Consider the following 17,314-nt stretch of genomic DNA (forward strand, 5'->3'; position numbering starts at 1 on the left):
AGATGAAAGCGTTATCCAAACTGAAAGCGGAAGAGGGCATCTGGATGACCGACGTTCCTGAACCGGAACTCGGACATAACGATCTGCTGATTAAAATCCGTAAAACAGCCATCTGCGGGACTGACGTTCACATCTATAACTGGGATGAGTGGTCGCAAAAAACCATCCCAGTACCGATGGTTGTAGGCCATGAATATGTTGGTGAGGTGGTTGGCATCGGTCAGGAAGTGAAAGGCTTCAAGATCGGCGATCGCGTTTCTGGCGAAGGCCATATCACCTGTGGTCATTGCCGCAACTGTCGTGGTGGTCGTACCCATTTGTGCCGCAACACGATAGGCGTTGGTGTTAATCGCCCGGGCTGCTTCGCCGAATATCTGGTGATCCCGGCATTCAACGCCTTCAAAATCCCCGACAATATCTCCGATGACTTAGCCGCAATTTTTGACCCGTTCGGAAATGCGGTGCATACGGCGCTATCGTTTGATCTGGTCGGCGAAGATGTTCTGGTTTCTGGTGCAGGCCCAATTGGTATTATGGCCGCGGCGGTAGCGAAACACGTTGGCGCACGCAACGTGGTGATCACCGACGTTAACGAATACCGTCTGGAGCTGGCGCGCAAAATGGGCATCACTCGTGCGGTTAACGTCGCGAAAGAGAATCTCAACGACGTAATGGCAGAACTGGGCATGACTGAAGGCTTTGATGTTGGTCTGGAGATGTCTGGTGCGCCGTCAGCGTTCCGCACGATGCTGGACACCATGAATCACGGTGGCCGTATTGCGATGCTGGGTATCCCGCCGTCTGATATGTCTATCGACTGGACAAAAGTGATCTTTAAAGGACTGTTCATTAAAGGTATTTACGGTCGTGAGATGTTTGAAACCTGGTACAAGATGGCGGCGCTGATTCAGTCTGGTCTGGATCTCTCGCCAATCATTACCCATCGTTTCTCCATCGACGATTTCCAGAAAGGCTTTGATGCCATGCGTTCGGGCCAGTCCGGGAAAGTTATTCTGAGCTGGGATTAACACGAACAAGGGCTGGTATTCCAGCCCTTTCTCCTGAGGATAATCTGTTAAATATGTAAAATCCTGTCAGTGTAATAAAGATATCGTAATTGCGCTGTTATCTTATATTGCTGCTCTCATTATCTCTCTAGCCTGAAGTTACTTTCTCACCCGTAAAAATAATATTTCACAGGCTTAATAGTTTCTTAATACAAAGCCTGTAAAACGTCAGGGTAACTTCAGAGGTCGTCGGTAATTTATGATGAACAGCACTAATAAACTAAGTGTTATTATCCCGTTATATAATGCGGGCGATGATTTCCGCACTTGTATGGAATCTTTAATCGCGCAAACCTGGACTGCTCTGGAAATTATTATTATTAACGATGGGTCAACGGATAATTCTGTTGAAATAGCAAAGCATTACGCAGAAAAACATCCGCATGTTCGCTTGCTGCATCAGGCGAATGCTGGCGCATCGGTGGCGCGTAATCGCGGGATCGAGGCAGCGACGGGCAAATATGTTGCTTTTGTCGATGCTGATGATGAAGTCTATCCCACTATGTACGAAACGCTGATGACCATGGCGTTAGAGGACGATCTCGACGTGGCGCAGTGCAACGCTGACTGGTGTTTTCGTGAAACGGGGGAAACCTGGCAATCCATTCCCACCGATCGCATACGCTCAACCGGCGTATTAACCGGCCCGGACTGGCTGCGGATGGGACTTTCTTCTCGCCGCTGGACTCACGTTGTCTGGATGGGCGTTTATCGCCGCGATGTTATTGTAAAAAATAACATTAAATTTATTGCTGGATTACATCATCAGGATATTGTCTGGACAACAGAATTTATGTTTAACGCGCTGCGTGCGCGATATACCGAGCAATCGTTATATAAATATTATCTGCATAATACGTCAGTGAGTCGGTTGAATAGACAAGGGAATAAAAACCTTAATTATCAACGGCACTATATTAAGATTACCCGACTTCTGGAGAAATTAAATCGAAATTATGTCGACAAAATTACAATTTATCCGGAATTTCATCAGCAAATAACTTACGAAGCATTGCGTGTTTGCCATGCGGTGCGCAAAGAGCCAGATATTCTTATCCGCCAACGGATGATTGCTGAGATATTTACTTCCGGCATGTATAAGCGCCTGATTACTAATGTCCGCAGCGTAAAGGTGGGTTATCAGGCATTACTGTGGTCTTTCCGCTTATGGCAATGGCGCGACAAAACACGATCGCACCATCGCATTACGCGTAGCGCCTTTAATTTGCGCTAGCGTTAAACTTCGCCGCTTCGGGCTGTTTGCCCCAGCCTTGCCACTGATGCTGGAAGTAAACGATCAGCGTGCTCTGGCTGATGCTTTCGCTTAATACTTCAAAGAAGCGATTCGCATAAACGGGTTCCAGCGGTTTTTTCGGTTTACACAGCTTCACGCCACGGAACGGATTACGCGGCGCGTTGGGCACCGTATTTTTCGGTGGCGTAGACGTATCGACCTGCGGTTCATTCAGCAAGCTGCTGGCTTTCACCAGCGTAATGTCTGGCGGCAGGTTATAAACCATTTGTTGCAATACGCGTACTGTTGAGGGATGTGGATGACCAATGGCGATGGTCGAACCGTTGCGACGCGCCAGGTCAATTGCACGATTAAACTGTACACGAATATCCGCTTCATTTTGCGAATCGTCGAGGAACACCTTCCGTTTAATAACCTTCACGCCAGTGCCTTGTGCGGCGCGCATCGCCTGGGTATTACCGATGGTTACGCTGTCGAGGAAGTAAAGATTGTAACGCGCCAGCGCCTGCATCACTTTCTGCATACCAAACAGGTTAGAGGTCATCTTGCTGCCCATGTGGTTGTTGATCCCCACGGCATAGGGCACGTTATTGACCGCACTACGAATAATGCGCTCAATTTCGTCGCTGCTCATCTCCGGGCGCAGCGTGTTTTTCTCCAGCGGCTGTTTACTTAATGGTGCCATTGGCAGATGGATTAACACTTCGTGACCGCTGTTATGCGCTTTGGTCGCCATCTCTCTGGCGTGCGGTGAGTCGGGTAACACGGCGACGGAGATAGCGGAGGGCATCGCCAGCACCTGGTTTTCGTTGTGCGGGCGATAACCAAAATCATCAATGACAATGGCTAGTTTGCCAGCAAGTACGGGGGAGGAAAGCGCTAACAGAGCGGCAAATGCAAGAACGTTACGACGAAATGGAAACAAAACTTATCTTCCCAACCACGGCTGTGGATTGACCGCCTGACCCTGGCGGCGAATTTCGAAATAGAGTGAAGGCCGACCCTGACCACCACTGCTGCCCACCAGTGCAATTGGCTGGCCCGCGCGAACCTGCGAACCAACGCTCACCAGTGCGCTCTGATTATAGCCGTAAAGACTCATGTCGCCTTTACCGTGCTCAACCACCACCACCAGACCGTAGCCTTGCAGCCAGTCAGCCAGAATCACCCGACCGTCGGCAATCGCTTTAACTTCAGTACCTTCAGAGGCACCGATAACCATCCCTTTCCAGCGCAGTTCGCCTTGTAGCTGTTCGCCATAGCGATGCAGCGTTGGCCCGCGAACCGGCCAGAATGCCTGACCGCGCGGTGCGCCCAGACCACCAGTTCGGGACATCAGCGATTTTTCGCTTTCGGTCGGTTTGTAGGTGGTGCCTTTACGTGTCGCTTCTTTCTGACGGTCGCGAACCGCCTGGGCTTCGCGCGCTTCACGTTCAGCACGCGCTTTCGCTGCCGCTTCTGCACGGGCAATGCTGTTACGCAGACGGGATTCGTTGGCACGCAGTTCACTTAGCTGCTGCTGACCTTGCTGGATGGAAGATTCCAGCCCCGCCAGCGTCTTTTTACGCTCGTTCAGCGCCTGAGTCAGTTTCGCCTGTTGGGCGCGCTGCTCATATAACAGCGTTTGTTGCTCGCTTTGTTTCTCTTCCAGTTCAGCACGCTGCATGGCGACTTCTTCACGCGTTTGCTTCAACTGGGCGATGGTTTCTTGTCGCGCCTGGTTGAGATAGCCGAAGTAAGCCTGCAATCGTTGACCGCGCTGGCTTTCTTCACCGCTGAGAATCAGCTGAATACCGGTATGTTCACCCTGACGAAACGCAGCATCCAGTTGCGCGGCGAGGCTGCGTTCCTGGGCGGCTTTTTGCTGCTCCAGTTTGGCAATCGACGCGTTCATCTCATCAATCTGTTTATTCAGTTGATTGAGCGTGTTTTGCGTTTCGCGCAGCTTGCGGGTGGCTTCGGAGATCGCCTCTTCCTGCTTTTTCAGCTGAGCAAGCAGGCTTGAGCGTTGTTGCTGCTGTTGGCGTACCGCGCGCTCTTTCGCGGCGATATCGGCCTGAATAGACTTGAGTTGGTCGCGGTCATCCGCGTGGGCGGAAAACGTGCACAACAATACGCCAGCGCTAAGAACGCTGGCGTAAATGATGGGCCTGACTGCAAACCTGCGCGGTTTCGTGGCCCGTGTCATGGTATTAATCGCCTTTCCCCTCATGGGGAGGGATTATTCCACGATGAACAGCGGCTTACCAGTCATCTCTTGCGGGATTTCCATCCCCATCAGCGACAACATGGTCGGTGCGATGTCAGAAAGCTTACCGCCTTCAACCGCTTTCACGTTCTTATCACCAACGTAAATCAGCGGAACTGGCAGGTTGGTGTGTGCTGTGTGTGCCTGACCCGTTGCCGGATCGCGCATCTGTTCAGCGTTACCGTGGTCAGCGGTGATCAGCAGTTGTCCACCCACGGACTCAACGGCTTTTGTCACTTCTTCAACACAGTGATCCAGCGCTTCTACCGCTTTAACCGCCGCTTCCATCACTCCGGTGTGACCTACCATGTCGCCGTTCGGATAGTTACAGATAATGGTGTCGTATTTGCCGCTCTTGATTGCCGCAACCAGTTTTTCGGTCAGCTCTGCGGAGCTCATTTCCGGCTGCAGGTCGTAGGTAGCGACTTTCGGCGAGTTGATCAGAATGCGGTCTTCGCCTTTGAACGACTCTTCTACACCACCGTTAAAGAAGAAAGTGACGTGAGCATATTTTTCAGTTTCGGAGATACGCAGCTGAGTTTTGTCGTTTTTCGCCATCCACTCGCCGAAGGTGTTAACCAGGGAAGCCGGTGGGTAAGCCACTGCGGTTTTGATGTCGGCAGCGTATTCGGTCAGCATCACGAAATCGACGTTAACCACTTTCTTACGCGCGAAGCCGTCGAAATCAGCGTTCACGAACGCACGAGTAATTTCACGCGCACGGTCAGCACGGAAGTTCATGAAAATCAGCGCGTCGCCGTCTTCCATTGCTGCATCTGGCTGGCCTTCTGCACGAATAACGGTCGCTTTCACGAACTCGTCGTTTTCGTCGCGAGCATAAGCAGCCTGCAAACCAGCAACGGCGGTATCGGCCTGGAATTCACCCTGCGCCAGAGTCAGCAGGTCATAAGCTTTTTCAACGCGATCCCAACGGTTGTCGCGGTCCATCGCGTAGTAACGGCCAATGATGGACGCTACGCGACCTTTGCCCAGTGCGGCAAATTTCTCTTCGAATTTTTTCAGCGAAGATTCAGCACTGCGCGGCGGAGTGTCGCGACCGTCAAGGAATGCGTGCAGGTAGATTTTTTCTGCGCCGCGTTCAGCGGCCAGTTCTACCATCGCCATGATGTGATCTTCGTGGCTGTGTACGCCGCCTGCGGAGAGCAGACCCATAATGTGTACTGCTTTACCTGCGTTTTTCGCTTTATCTACCGCACCAGTCAGTACCGGGTTAGCGAAGAAAGCGCGATCTTTGATTTCAACGTCCAGACGAGTCAGGTCCTGATACACGATGCGGCCGGCACCCAGGTTAACGTGGCCTACTTCGGAGTTACCCATCTGACGGTCAGGCAGACCGACTTCCAGACCGGAAGCGTCGATCAGGGTATGCGGACGATTGGCCCACAGTGCATCCATTACCGGGGTTTTAGCACTAAAAATGGCGTTATCCTGCTGTTCTTCGCGATAGCCATAGCCATCCAGAATCACCAGTACCATAGGTTTTTTAGAAACCGACATTGCGACAACCTCATACTCAAGAGTCAAAATTTGCGTAATTTTACTACAGCTGAATCGATAAAATAGCCTCTGAAGATCAAAATATACGACCGCTCGCGGCATGCCGATGCCAGATTTGCGATTTTTTTTCGTCGCGCCCCGCAAAATTGCATTCCAGTTAACGCGCTGGCTGTATTTGCCGCACTGCGCAGGTATACTCCTTTCCTGGTTTTTTTAATCACTACGTCGGGAGTTGTTACCCCCCATGCAAGAAATTATGCAATTTGTTGGCCGTCATCCCATACTGAGTATCGCCTGGATCGCGTTACTGGTGGCGGTTCTTGTCACTACGTTTAAGAGCCTGACCTCGAAAGTGAAGGTGATTACTCGTGGTGAAGCTACGCGTCTGATCAACAAAGAAGACGCTGTGGTTGTGGATTTACGTCAGCGTGATGACTTCCGTAAAGGCCATATCGCAGGTTCTATCAATCTGTTGCCGAGCGAAATCAAAGCTAACAATGTTGGTGAGCTTGAGAAGCACAAAGACAAACCGGTTATCGTGGTAGACGGTTCTGGCATGCAGTGCCAGGAGCCTGCAAACGCGCTGACGAAAGCTGGTTTTGCGCAAGTATTCGTGCTGAAAGAAGGCGTCGCTGGCTGGGCTGGCGAAAACTTGCCTCTGGTGCGCGGCAAATAATTTACCTGTCGTCTTTCATGATGCAGGCCGTTAGCTGCAATTATGCCCCCAGCGACTTATTGTTATAAGCTTCTGGGGACACTCCATTTTGCTGCCGCCCTGCAACATGAAATTTCAGGGTAAAAAAACAGGAGCTAAGTTATGGCCAATGTTGAAATCTATACCAAAGAAACCTGCCCGTATTGCCATCGTGCAAAAGCACTGCTGAGCAGCAAGGGCGTGAGTTTTCAGGAGCTGCCGATCGATGGCAACGCCGCCAAGCGTGAAGAGATGATCAAACGCAGCGGTCGCGCCACGGTTCCCCAGATTTTTATTGACGCACAGCACATTGGCGGCTGTGATGACTTGTATGCATTGGATGCACGTGGTGGACTGGATCCCCTGCTGAAATAACGTGTGAACGTTGGCATTACATTGCGCAGTATTTAAGGACAACACTTAAGGGTTTTCTACACATGTCAGAACAAAACAACACCGAAATGACTTTCCAGATCCAACGTATTTATACCAAGGATATTTCTTTCGAAGCGCCGAACGCGCCGCACGTTTTCCAGAAAGATTGGCAGCCAGAAGTTAAACTTGATCTGGATACGGCATCTTCTCAACTGGCAGATGACGTTTACGAAGTGGTACTGCGTGTTACCGTAACGGCATCCCTGGGCGAAGAAACTGCGTTCCTGTGTGAAGTTCAGCAGGGCGGTATTTTCTCCATCGCGGGTATTGAAGGCACCCAGCTGGCACATTGCCTGGGCGCATACTGCCCGAACATTCTGTTCCCGTATGCTCGTGAATGCATCACCAGCATGGTATCCCGCGGTACATTCCCGCAACTGAACCTTGCGCCGGTTAACTTCGATGCGCTGTTCATGAACTATTTGCAGCAGCAGGCTGGCGAAGGTACTGAAGAACATCAGGATGCCTGATGAACCAACGTAATGCTTCAATGACTGTGATCGGTGCCGGCTCGTACGGCACCGCTCTTGCCATCACCCTGGCAAGAAATGGCCACGAGGTTGTCCTCTGGGGCCATGACCCTCAACATATCGCAACGCTAGAACGCGACCGCTGTAACGCTGCGTTTCTCCCCGATGTGCCTTTTCCCGATACGCTCCATCTTGAAAGCGATCTCGCCACCGCGCTGGCAGCCAGCCGCAATATTCTCGTCGTCGTACCCAGCCATGTCTTTGGTGAAGTGCTGCGCCAGATTAAACCGCTGATGCGTCCTGATGCGCGGCTGGTGTGGGCGACTAAAGGTCTGGAAGCGGAAACCGGGCGTCTGTTACAGGACGTGGCGCGTGAGGCGTTAGGCGATCAAATTCCGCTAGCGGTTATCTCTGGTCCAACATTTGCGAAAGAACTGGCGGCAGGTTTACCGACGGCTATTTCGCTGGCCTCTACCGACCAGACCTTCGCCGATGATCTCCAGCAGTTGCTGCACTGTGGCAAAAGTTTCCGCGTTTACAGCAACCCGGATTTCATTGGCGTGCAGCTTGGCGGCGCGGTGAAAAACGTCATTGCCATTGGCGCGGGGATGTCCGACGGTATCGGTTTTGGCGCGAATGCACGAACGGCGCTAATTACCCGTGGACTGGCTGAAATGTCGCGTCTTGGTGCGGCGCTGGGTGCCGATCCTGCCACCTTTATGGGCATGGCGGGGCTGGGCGATCTGGTGCTTACCTGTACTGACAACCAGTCGCGTAACCGCCGTTTTGGCATGATGCTCGGTCAGGGCATGGATGTACAAAGCGCGCAGGAGAAGATTGGTCAGGTGGTGGAAGGCTACCGCAATACGAAAGAAGTCCGCGAGTTGGCGCATCGCTTCGGCGTTGAAATGCCAATAACCGAGGAAATTTATCAAGTATTATATTGCGGAAAAAACGCGCGCGAGGCAGCATTGACTTTACTAGGTCGTGCACGCAAGGACGAGCGCAGCAGCCACTAAACCCAGGGAACCTTTGTTACCGCTATGACCCGGCCCGCGCAGAACGGGCCGGTCATTATCTCATCGTGTGGAGTAAGCAATGTCGTGTGAAGAACTGGAAATTGTCTGGAACAATATTAAAGCTGAAGCCAGAACGCTGGCGGACTGTGAGCCAATGCTGGCCAGTTTTTACCACGCGACGCTACTCAAGCACGAAAACCTTGGCAGTGCCCTGAGCTACATGCTGGCGAACAAGCTGTCATCGCCAATCATGCCTGCCATTGCTATCCGCGAAGTGGTGGAAGAAGCCTACGCCGCCGACCCGGAAATGATTGCTTCTGCGGCCTGCGATATTCAGGCGGTGCGTACCCGCGACCCGGCGGTGGATAAATACTCAACGCCGTTGTTATACCTGAAAGGTTTTCATGCCTTGCAGGCCTATCGTATCGGTCACTGGCTGTGGAATCAGGGCCGTCGTGCACTGGCTATTTTTCTGCAAAACCAGGTTTCTGTGACGTTCCAGGTCGATATTCACCCGGCAGCAAAAATTGGCCGTGGCATTATGCTCGACCATGCGACGGGCATTGTCGTTGGTGAAACGGCGGTGATTGAAAACGACGTGTCGATTCTGCAATCCGTCACCCTTGGCGGTACTGGGAAAACCAGCGGTGACCGTCACCCGAAAATTCGTGAAGGCGTGATGATTGGCGCGGGCGCGAAAATTCTCGGCAATATTGAAGTTGGGCGCGGCGCGAAGATTGGCGCAGGTTCCGTGGTGCTGCAACCGGTGCCGCCGCATACTACTGCCGCTGGCGTTCCGGCACGCATTGTCGGTAAACCAGACAGCGATAAGCCATCAATGGATATGGATCAGCATTTCAACGGTATTAACCATACGTTTGAGTATGGTGATGGGATCTGACGTCCTGTGATTGTGCCGGATGCGATGTAATCATCTATCCGGCATACAGTAACTAATCTCTCAACACCGCTCCCGGATACCCCAGCTGCCGCCAGGCTTCATACACCACTACCGACACGGCATTGGACAGGTTCATGCTGCGGCTGTCCGGCACCATTGGAATACGAATTTTTTGTTCAGCGGGCAGGGCATCAAGAATGCTCGCTGGCAGGCCGCGTGTTTCCGGGCCGAACATCAGATAGTCGCCATCCTGATAGCTTACGGCGCTATGTGCGGGCGTACCTTTTGTAGTGAGAGCAAACAGGCGCTGGGGATTTTCTGCTTCGAGGAACGCGCTGTAGTCATGATGACGCGTAACGGCGGTAAATTCGTGGTAGTCCAGCCCTGCGCGGCGTAGGCGCTTATCGTCCCAGGCAAATCCCATTGGTTCGATGATATGCAGACGAAAGCCGGTGTTAGCGCAAAGACGGATGATGTTGCCAGTATTTGGCGGAATTTCTGGTTCGTAAAGTACGATGTTTAGCATACTGCCCCCTTAGTGCGGGGGCAGGATAGCAGAAAATTGGTGAGCCGTGCGGCCTTTTCCCCTCACCCCGGACTGTGCATCCGAGAGAGGTGATTCAGTCTGAGGGAGCACAAACAACACCGATCGGTCCCCTCTCCCTGAGGGAGAGGGTTAGGGGGCTCAAACGACTATGCCGCATTCCCTTTCGCCATCGGGGCCAGCGCCGCAGGCAACTCTTTACCCAGCCCCTGCACCAACGAATCTTGCGTAATTTCACTGATCGATTTCGCGCCCGTCAGCGTCATCGCCACTTTCATCTCTTTCTCAATCAGATTCAGCAGGTTAGCCACGCCCGCCTGGCCCGCTGTTGCCAGCGCATACAGGAAAGCACGACCCAGCAGTACGGTATCGGCACCGAGCGCAATCATACGCACGACATCAAGCCCGTTACGAATGCCGCTATCTGCCAGAATGGCGATATCACCTTTCACTGCATCTGCAATGGCAGGCAGTGCGCGGGCAGAAGAGAGCACGCCATCTAACTGACGACCGCCGTGGTTAGAAACCACAATCCCGTCAGCGCCAAAACGTACCGCATCACGCGCATCTTCTGGGTCGAGGATCCCTTTGATCACCATCGGGCCATCCCAGAAATCGCGGATCCACTCAAGGTCTTTCCAGGAGATGGACGGATCGAAGTTATTCCCCAGCCAGCCGATGTAATCTTCCAGCCCGGTCGGTTTGCCAAGGTAAGCCGAGATATTCCCTAAATCATGTGGACGACCATTCAGGCCCACATCCCACGCCCATTGTGGATGAGTCACCGCCTGCAAGTAGCGGCGCATTGCCGCATTTGGGCCGCTCATACCCGAATGCGCATCACGGTAGCGTGCGCCCGGCGTTGGCATATCCACGGTGAAAACCAGCGTAGAACAACCCGCGGCTTTTGCTCGTTCCAGTGCGTTACGCATAAAACCGCGATCGCGCAGTACGTAAAGCTGGAACCACATTGGGCGCTTGATGGCGGGTGCGACTTCCTCAATCGGGCAAACGGAAACCGTTGAGAGAGTAAACGGAATGCCATGCGTATCCGCCGCTTTTGCGGCCTGAACTTCGCCGCGTCGCGCATACATGCCGCACAAGCCCACTGGAGCCAGCGCTACTGGCATCGACAATTTCTCATTAAACAGCGTCGTTTCCAGGCTTAAGTCGGACATGTTTTTCAGAATGCGCTGGCGCAGCGCCACTTCTGATAAATCTTCCATGTTACGACGCAGGGTATATTCAGAATATGCGCCGCCATCCATATAGTGGAACAGGAACGGCGGCAGAATGCGTTGTGCTGCGGCGCGATAATCGCTGGCTGCAGAAATAATCATGCGTTTTTCTCCCTCGAATGCTCATTATGCTCACCGGGCAGGCGGGTAATACGTGCACGGCGCGCCTGATCTTCATCGAATCTTTTCATGGTGCTGTGGACAAAACTGAGATGCGCCATCATCGCTTTACGCGCCCCGTCGGCATCCCCGGCAAAAATGGCGTCAATGACTGCCTGATGCTGCTCGGTCAGTTGTGAAAAAACGGGCGGCACGAGATACATCCGTTGACGGCTTTGCATCACCGAGGATTGCAGAACATCAAAGAAACCACGCATGGTTTGTAGCAGCACGATGTTATGCGAGGCTTCGGCAATCGCCAGATGAAAACGAACGTCCGCTTGCGAAGCGAGGTCCGGGTCTTCGCTGAGCGTTGCCTCAAAGCAAAGCTGAATTTTCTCTTTGTCACCAGGCGTGGCGCGCATCGCTGCATGCCATGCGGTGCTGGCTTCAATGGCGTAGCGGGCTTCCAGAATATCGAAACTGTAATCCGGATCATCGGCCATCAGCGTTTTCAGCGGCTGGACGATGTTTTGCTCCGACCACGCGTCATGACGCCAGCGCACAAATGTGCCACCACCGCGACGACTAAGAAGTACGCCTTCGCTCACCAGTTTTGCCAGCGCTTCGCGCAGTGAATTACGCGACACGCCGAGTTGCATCGCCAGTTGGCGTTCAGCGGGCAACTTCATGCCCGCCTCCAGCTGTTTTTCATCAATCAGCGCCCGCACACGGGAGGCAACCTCGTCTGACAGGCGTCTGGGTGTAGCAATCATTAAGGAATCATCCACGTTAAGACGTAAGCCTGAAGCGTGGTGATCACGCCCACCATACAGGTGAATATCAGGCTGTGTTTGACGGTAAAGCGGAACAGGTCTGACTCTTTGCCAACCAGGCCTACCGCCGCACAGGCGATAGCGATGGATTGCGGGGAGATCATCTTCCCGGTAACACCGCCGGTGGTATTGGCGGCAACCAGCAACAGGTCAGAGACGCCAATTTGTTGTGCGGCCGTGGCTTGCAGAGCGGCAAACAGAGCGTTAGATGACGTATCCGACCCGGTCAGGAATACCCCCAGCCAGCCGAGGAACGGCGAGAAGAAGGTGAATGCATGACCGGTGTGCGCTAGTGCCAGCGCCAGTGTTGACGACAGCCCGGAATAGTTCGAGATAAAGGCGAACGCCAGCACCATACCGATGGAGTAGATGGGCAGCGCCAGTTCTTTCAGCGTGCTGCCGAAGGTGCTGAGAGCGTCAGACGGTTTCATCTTCAGCCAGACAACCGAGAGCAGCGCAGCAAACAGAATGGCGGTGCCAGTGGCGGAGAACCAGTCAAACTTAAACACGGCGGCGTAGGCTGTAGCCTCGCTGACCACCGGCGGCATACGTGCAACCAGTTTGTCGAGATACGGTACCGGAATGTTGATCACCCATTCATACAGCGCGCCGCCCGAAGCGAACAGAGCTTTAAATGGCGGGATACTCCAAAGTGTTACGGTGGCGGTCAGGAACAGGAACGGTGTCCAGGCACGTAGCACCTGACCCGCCGTGTAACCTGTGTGAGCCAGCGTCATATCAACCTGCGATGCACCCAGATCGCCGAAGCGGAAAACGCGTACTGGCTGCCAGCGTTTGAGGAACAGTGTCAGGCAGAGCAGCGATACCAGCGAAGAGATAATGTCCGGCAGTTCCGGCCCAATGAAGTTGGAGCTGAGATACTGTGCGATGGCAAATGAACCACCAGCAACCACGACCGCAGGCCACGTCTCTTTAATACCGCGCCAGCCGTCCATAATCGCCATGATCCAGAACAGGACGATAATGGTCATAAACGGTAGCTGACGACCCACCATCTGGCCGATCTCAAAGCTGTCGATGCCCGTTACCTGTCCGGCAACCAGAATTGGAATACCCATCGCACCAAATGCCACTGGCGCGGTGTTAACAATCAGGCACAGTCCGGCGGCGTACAGCGGTTTAAAGCCCAGGCCGACCAGCAATGCGGCGGTGATCGCCACCGGTGCGCCGAAGCCCGCAGCCCCTTCGAGAAATGCGCCGAAACAGAAACCGACGATCAGCATTTGCAGGCGCTGGTCTGGGGTTATCGAAAGAATCGACGAGCGGATAATGTCAAACTGTCCGGTTTTCACCGAGATCTTATAGACGAACACCGCCGCAATAATGATCCACGCGATTGGCCACAAACCGTAGAAGAAGCCATAAACCACCGAGGCCAGCGCGTTGGCGACCGGCATTTTATAGAACAGCAAAGCCACGGCCAGGGCGATGGCAACCGTCCAGGTGGCGGCAACGTATCCTTTCAGTTTGAGCTTAATCAGCGCAAAGAAGAAAAACAGGATGGGAAGCGATGCTATCAGGCTGGAAAGCCAGATATTCCCGGCGGGATCATAGTTTTGTTGCCAGAGATTCATTGCAGGTCTCCTGGAGTCCACGCACATCGTGTAATGAGTCTGTTGCTCATCTCCGTGTCACACGTTGTGTAAAAGTGGTACTGCCAATTTTGTTGTGTAGGGATAATGACAATGAATGGTTAACTAAATGTTATTTATTGGCAACGTTAATGTGAGTTTTAATTGGGAAAATGTGAACCAGAGGTCAGATAAGCGAAGAATTGGTAGGGCCAATTTTTTGGCGAAGGGAGATGTCTGGTAAAGAAAAGGGCAATCCTCATCAGAGAATTGCCCTTAGATTGTTGACCCGGTGCGCCTTATCTTGCCGGAATATTCGGCCTACAGGAATGTGCAGAATCACCCTGTAGGCCTGATGCGCGTAACGCATCAGGCAATTTGGCGTTTACCCATTCGTTAATGGATGATTACCACTGAATACCGGCACCGAGTGCGGCGGAGTATTCACCCTGGCTATTGGTACTACCTTGTAATTTGTAGACCCAACGACCATTGGCGCTCACCATCGACACACCTAAAGCAACAGCTGATTCACCGTTGTAAGTACCGCCACCAATAGAGGCCATGCTGGCACCCGGAGTGTAAGCCTGCGGCAGGCCGGTCATCGCCATTGCAGAAGCGATACCACCACTCAGCTTGCTTTCAGTTTTGGACAGTTTGTTATCCATCTCAACCATGCGCTGATCGGTGTATTGCTTCGTTTCCTGCACGCTTTGCTTCAACTGCGCGTAGTTCACCGCGTCGTTGTTGTTCACGCCAGCGGAAACGTTGCTGATGCGAGTCGTACCGCCGTTGCCACCACCGAGGGTGATGTTGCTGTAGTCGATAGAACCATCAGCTTTGGTGTCGTAACGCACACCGCCTGCTTCAGAAGACTTCAACTGCGCAACGTTAACGGCGTCGGTAGCATTTTTACCGGCGGCTACGTTGGTGATACGACGCTGATTGGTAGAAGAACCCACAGAGATCGTGTTTTCTTCGTTGGCCACGGAGCCTGTACCCAGAGCGACGCTGTTGTCAGCGGCAGCAATGGAACCAGAGCCAATTGCGACGCTATCTTTACCCTGCGCGTTAGCATCGACGCCATCGGTATTGGTCTTGAAGTACTTGGTGCTACCGGTGGTCACGATATCGCCAATACCGTTTTCGATATTAGTAACGCGAGTATCCAGATTAGTGACCTGGGTATTCAGGTTAGTAATGCTCTGGGTATTCTGGGAAACCTGCGCGTCCGTTACTTTCAACTGACCCACGTTAACCGCATCAGTATCAGCCGAACCTGCTGCGACGTTGGTGATCTGGCGTTGACCGTCTTCACTGCCGACAGAGAACTCACCGACAGAGTTTTGCGGAGCGTCCATGTTGTAAGCGGTGTAGCCAGTCTGCGCACCACGGGTAGTCTGAGAACCATTACCCATCGCAATACTGTTGGCATGATTTGCGATCGCGTTGCTACCGATAGCAATACCGTTGATCGCATCTGCCAGCACCAGAGTGTTCAGGCCGATACCAATGCCAGCATTACCGTTAACGATAGTTTTCGCACCCATTGCCAGCGAGTCTTCACCGACTGCCAGTGAATCTTCAGCCGTTGAGTTAGCGTGGAAGTATTTGGTCGGCGTGGTAGCGACTGCACCAATGGCATTCTGCAACTGGCGAACCGTAACGGCGTCATGGGCTTCGGAACCATCGGCTACGTTGATGATTTGACGATATTTACCGTCATCACCAATTGACAATGCGCCGAGTAATTCACCGTCAGTGGTGTCGTAGCCAATCTCTACGCCATTTTCCGTTACGCTGGTGTTACGAGAACCTTTAACAATTACACGGTCGGAAACAGAGCTGCTACCCAGAGCGATACCCGTATCAACTTCGCTGCTGCTGTCCTGACCAATAGCTACACTGCTATCGCCTTTGGCGACAGAGTTATAACCCACGGCTACGCTACTGTCGCCAGAGGCAACAGAGTTATAACCCACTGCTGTAGCGCCAACACCCTGTGCGCTGGCGTCGTTGAACGCTAAGCCGTCGTCGTTAGTACGCACATAGTTAATGCCCGCACCGTTTTCTTCGATGTAGGTTTCACTGGTGTTACCGGCAAAGTTCTGGATCATCATATTGGTGGCATTCAACTGAGAGCCATTAACCGCGTCGGTGCTGCCTTCGCCAATGTTACCATCAGCCACATTGGTGATTACACTGGCTTTGCCTTCATGGTTGGCGCTGTAGGCACCCGCAGCGTCATCCCACAACAGGGCATTATCATCGAGCGCATCCAGAGCTTCACCGACGTTGTTGTAATCGGTATTTGCAATGGTGTAAGTCGGTGCAGTGATAGAACCGTCAGAGTTGACTTCTGCATCTCCACCCAGGGCATCAGCAATGTACTTATTGGTGTCGTAGAGTTGCGAACCGTTAATGGCATCGCTGCTGGTATCAGAAATTGCACCGTCTGCGACATTAGTAATAATGCTGGCCGTTTTATCTATCCCGCGACCGGCGCTGAATGCACCTTGACCGTTATTTGCTGTTGCATCCCACAGCAGAGCATCATCGAGAGTGGTGTCGATTGCGTTCAGAGCTTCACCGACGTTGTTGTAATCGGTATTTGCAATGGTGTAAGTCGGCGCAGTGATGGTGCCATCAGCGTTAACTTCTGCGTCACCACCCAGCGCATCGGCAATGTACTTGTTGGTGTCGTAGAGTTGCGAACCGTTAATGGCATCGCTGCTGGTATCAGAAATTACACCATCTGCAACGTAAGTAATGACGCTGTCGGTACCACCGTGTTTGGCGCTGAATTTTTTGGCGGCAGTATCCCAGAGCAGAGCATCACCGAGCGAATCGGTAAATGACGAGTTAATGGCTGCCAGAGCATCACCGACGTTAGTGTAGGCATTATTACCAATAGTGTAGGTTGGTCCGGTTAATACGCCCGTATCGCTGATATCAGCACCACCGCCAAGATAAGTCGTGAAGGAATCAGCTAAACCATAAAGCTGGCTACCATTAATGGCATCGAAGCTGTTGGAAGAAACTGTGCCAGCCAGTACGTTGGTGATTTTGCTGGTGGCATCGGTACCGTGTGCGGCGCTGAATGCACCAGCATTTGAATTAGCGGTCGCATCCCACAACAGGGCGTCATTATCCAGAGCAGTAAGAGCTGCGCCAACGTTGGTGTATTCATTGCCGCCAATATTATATTTAGGGCCGGTAAATACGCCGGTATCACTCATTGTTGCGCCACCGCCCAAATAGGACGTAATGGTGCTTGCCGTACTCTGAAGTTGTGAACCATTAATGGCATCGGTGCTGGTGGTAGAAACAGTGCCTGCCAGTACGTTGGTGATTTTGCTGGTGGCATCGGTACCGTGTGCGGCGCTGAATGCACCAGC

General features: G+C 52.8%; 15 protein-coding genes. 7 read left to right on the top strand and 8 right to left on the bottom strand.

Features of this window, described 5'->3' with window-relative positions; genetic code table 11:
- Positions 1-2 precede the first annotated feature (2 nt).
- Positions 3-1,028: an L-threonine 3-dehydrogenase gene (tdh, locus tag FEK42_RS11415; RefSeq protein ID WP_135490512.1), complete on the top strand. Its 1,026-nt coding sequence runs from the start codon at positions 3-5 to the stop codon at positions 1,026-1,028.
- 238 nt (positions 1,029-1,266) lie between these two features.
- A complete protein-coding gene (gene waaH / locus FEK42_RS11420; protein WP_135493146.1) occupies positions 1,267-2,301 on the top strand; it encodes a UDP-glucuronate:LPS(HepIII) glycosyltransferase in 1,035 nt (344 codons plus the stop codon).
- Here waaH and FEK42_RS11425 read toward each other — a convergent pair.
- From FEK42_RS11425 to gpmM, 3 genes are read right to left on the bottom strand one after another with little or no spacing between them, the layout of a single operon-like run.
- A complete protein-coding gene (locus FEK42_RS11425; protein ID WP_135490510.1) occupies positions 2,288-3,247 on the bottom strand; it encodes a divergent polysaccharide deacetylase family protein in 960 nt (319 codons plus the stop codon). The genes waaH and FEK42_RS11425 overlap by 14 nt on opposite strands.
- Positions 3,248-3,250: 3 nt before the next feature.
- Positions 3,251-4,510: a murein hydrolase activator EnvC gene (envC, locus tag FEK42_RS11430; protein WP_001626259.1), complete on the bottom strand. Its 1,260-nt coding sequence runs from the start codon at positions 4,508-4,510 to the stop codon at positions 3,251-3,253.
- A gap of 33 nt (positions 4,511-4,543) precedes the next feature.
- Positions 4,544-6,088: a 2,3-bisphosphoglycerate-independent phosphoglycerate mutase gene (gene gpmM / locus FEK42_RS11435; RefSeq protein ID WP_064526112.1), complete on the bottom strand. Its 1,545-nt coding sequence runs from the start codon at positions 6,086-6,088 to the stop codon at positions 4,544-4,546.
- A 244-nt stretch (positions 6,089-6,332) separates the two neighbouring features.
- Here gpmM and FEK42_RS11440 point away from each other — a divergent pair, with 244 nt between their 5' ends.
- The 5 genes from FEK42_RS11440 to cysE all read left to right on the top strand — a co-directional run bounded on the left by FEK42_RS11440 (position 6,333) and on the right by cysE (position 9,607).
- Positions 6,333-6,764 (top strand): rhodanese-like domain-containing protein, encoded by a 432-nt coding sequence (locus tag FEK42_RS11440; RefSeq protein ID WP_001156181.1) that lies wholly within the window; start codon positions 6,333-6,335, stop codon positions 6,762-6,764.
- Positions 6,765-6,905: 141 nt separating this feature from the next.
- The gene (gene grxC / locus FEK42_RS11445; RefSeq protein ID WP_032207396.1) at positions 6,906-7,157 is read left to right on the top strand and encodes a glutaredoxin 3; all 252 of its coding nucleotides are present in this window, start codon (positions 6,906-6,908) and stop codon (positions 7,155-7,157) included.
- A 62-nt stretch (positions 7,158-7,219) separates the two neighbouring features.
- Positions 7,220-7,687, top strand: coding sequence for a protein-export chaperone SecB (gene secB / locus FEK42_RS11450; RefSeq protein WP_130206686.1), 468 nt, complete (start codon positions 7,220-7,222; stop codon positions 7,685-7,687).
- Positions 7,687-8,706: an NAD(P)H-dependent glycerol-3-phosphate dehydrogenase gene (gene gpsA, locus FEK42_RS11455; protein ID WP_105289412.1), complete on the top strand. Its 1,020-nt coding sequence runs from the start codon at positions 7,687-7,689 to the stop codon at positions 8,704-8,706. The genes secB and gpsA overlap by 1 nt, the downstream gene beginning before the upstream one ends.
- A gap of 79 nt (positions 8,707-8,785) precedes the next feature.
- Positions 8,786-9,607, top strand: a complete 822-nt coding sequence (gene cysE / locus FEK42_RS11460; RefSeq protein ID WP_001277565.1) for a serine O-acetyltransferase — start codon at positions 8,786-8,788, stop codon at positions 9,605-9,607.
- Positions 9,608-9,659: 52 nt separating this feature from the next.
- Here the strand turns inward: cysE and trmL are convergent, their stop codons facing one another.
- The 5 genes from trmL to FEK42_RS11485 all read right to left on the bottom strand — a co-directional run.
- Positions 9,660-10,133: a tRNA (uridine(34)/cytosine(34)/5-carboxymethylaminomethyluridine(34)-2'-O)-methyltransferase TrmL gene (gene trmL, locus FEK42_RS11465; RefSeq protein WP_000932351.1), complete on the bottom strand. Its 474-nt coding sequence runs from the start codon at positions 10,131-10,133 to the stop codon at positions 9,660-9,662.
- 167 nt (positions 10,134-10,300) lie between these two features.
- A complete protein-coding gene (gene lldD, locus FEK42_RS11470) occupies positions 10,301-11,491 on the bottom strand; it encodes a quinone-dependent L-lactate dehydrogenase (protein WP_135493144.1) in 1,191 nt (396 codons plus the stop codon).
- Entirely contained in the window at positions 11,488-12,264 is a 777-nt protein-coding gene (gene lldR / locus FEK42_RS11475; protein WP_130261179.1) for a transcriptional regulator LldR, read from the bottom strand. The genes lldD and lldR overlap by 4 nt, the downstream gene beginning before the upstream one ends.
- On the bottom strand, positions 12,264-13,919 hold the full coding sequence (lldP, locus tag FEK42_RS11480) for an L-lactate permease (RefSeq protein ID WP_130215198.1): 1,656 nt from the start codon (positions 13,917-13,919) through the stop codon (positions 12,264-12,266). Before lldP ends, lldR begins: the two co-directional genes overlap by 1 nt.
- Positions 13,920-14,323: 404 nt before the next feature.
- A partial coding sequence (locus FEK42_RS11485; protein WP_171022635.1) for a YadA family autotransporter adhesin occupies positions 14,324-17,314 on the bottom strand: 2,991 nt, incomplete at its 5' end.

The sequence above is a fragment of the Escherichia sp. E2748 genome, assembly GCF_005781125.1.
In the GTDB taxonomy this organism is placed as follows: domain Bacteria; phylum Pseudomonadota; class Gammaproteobacteria; order Enterobacterales; family Enterobacteriaceae; genus Escherichia.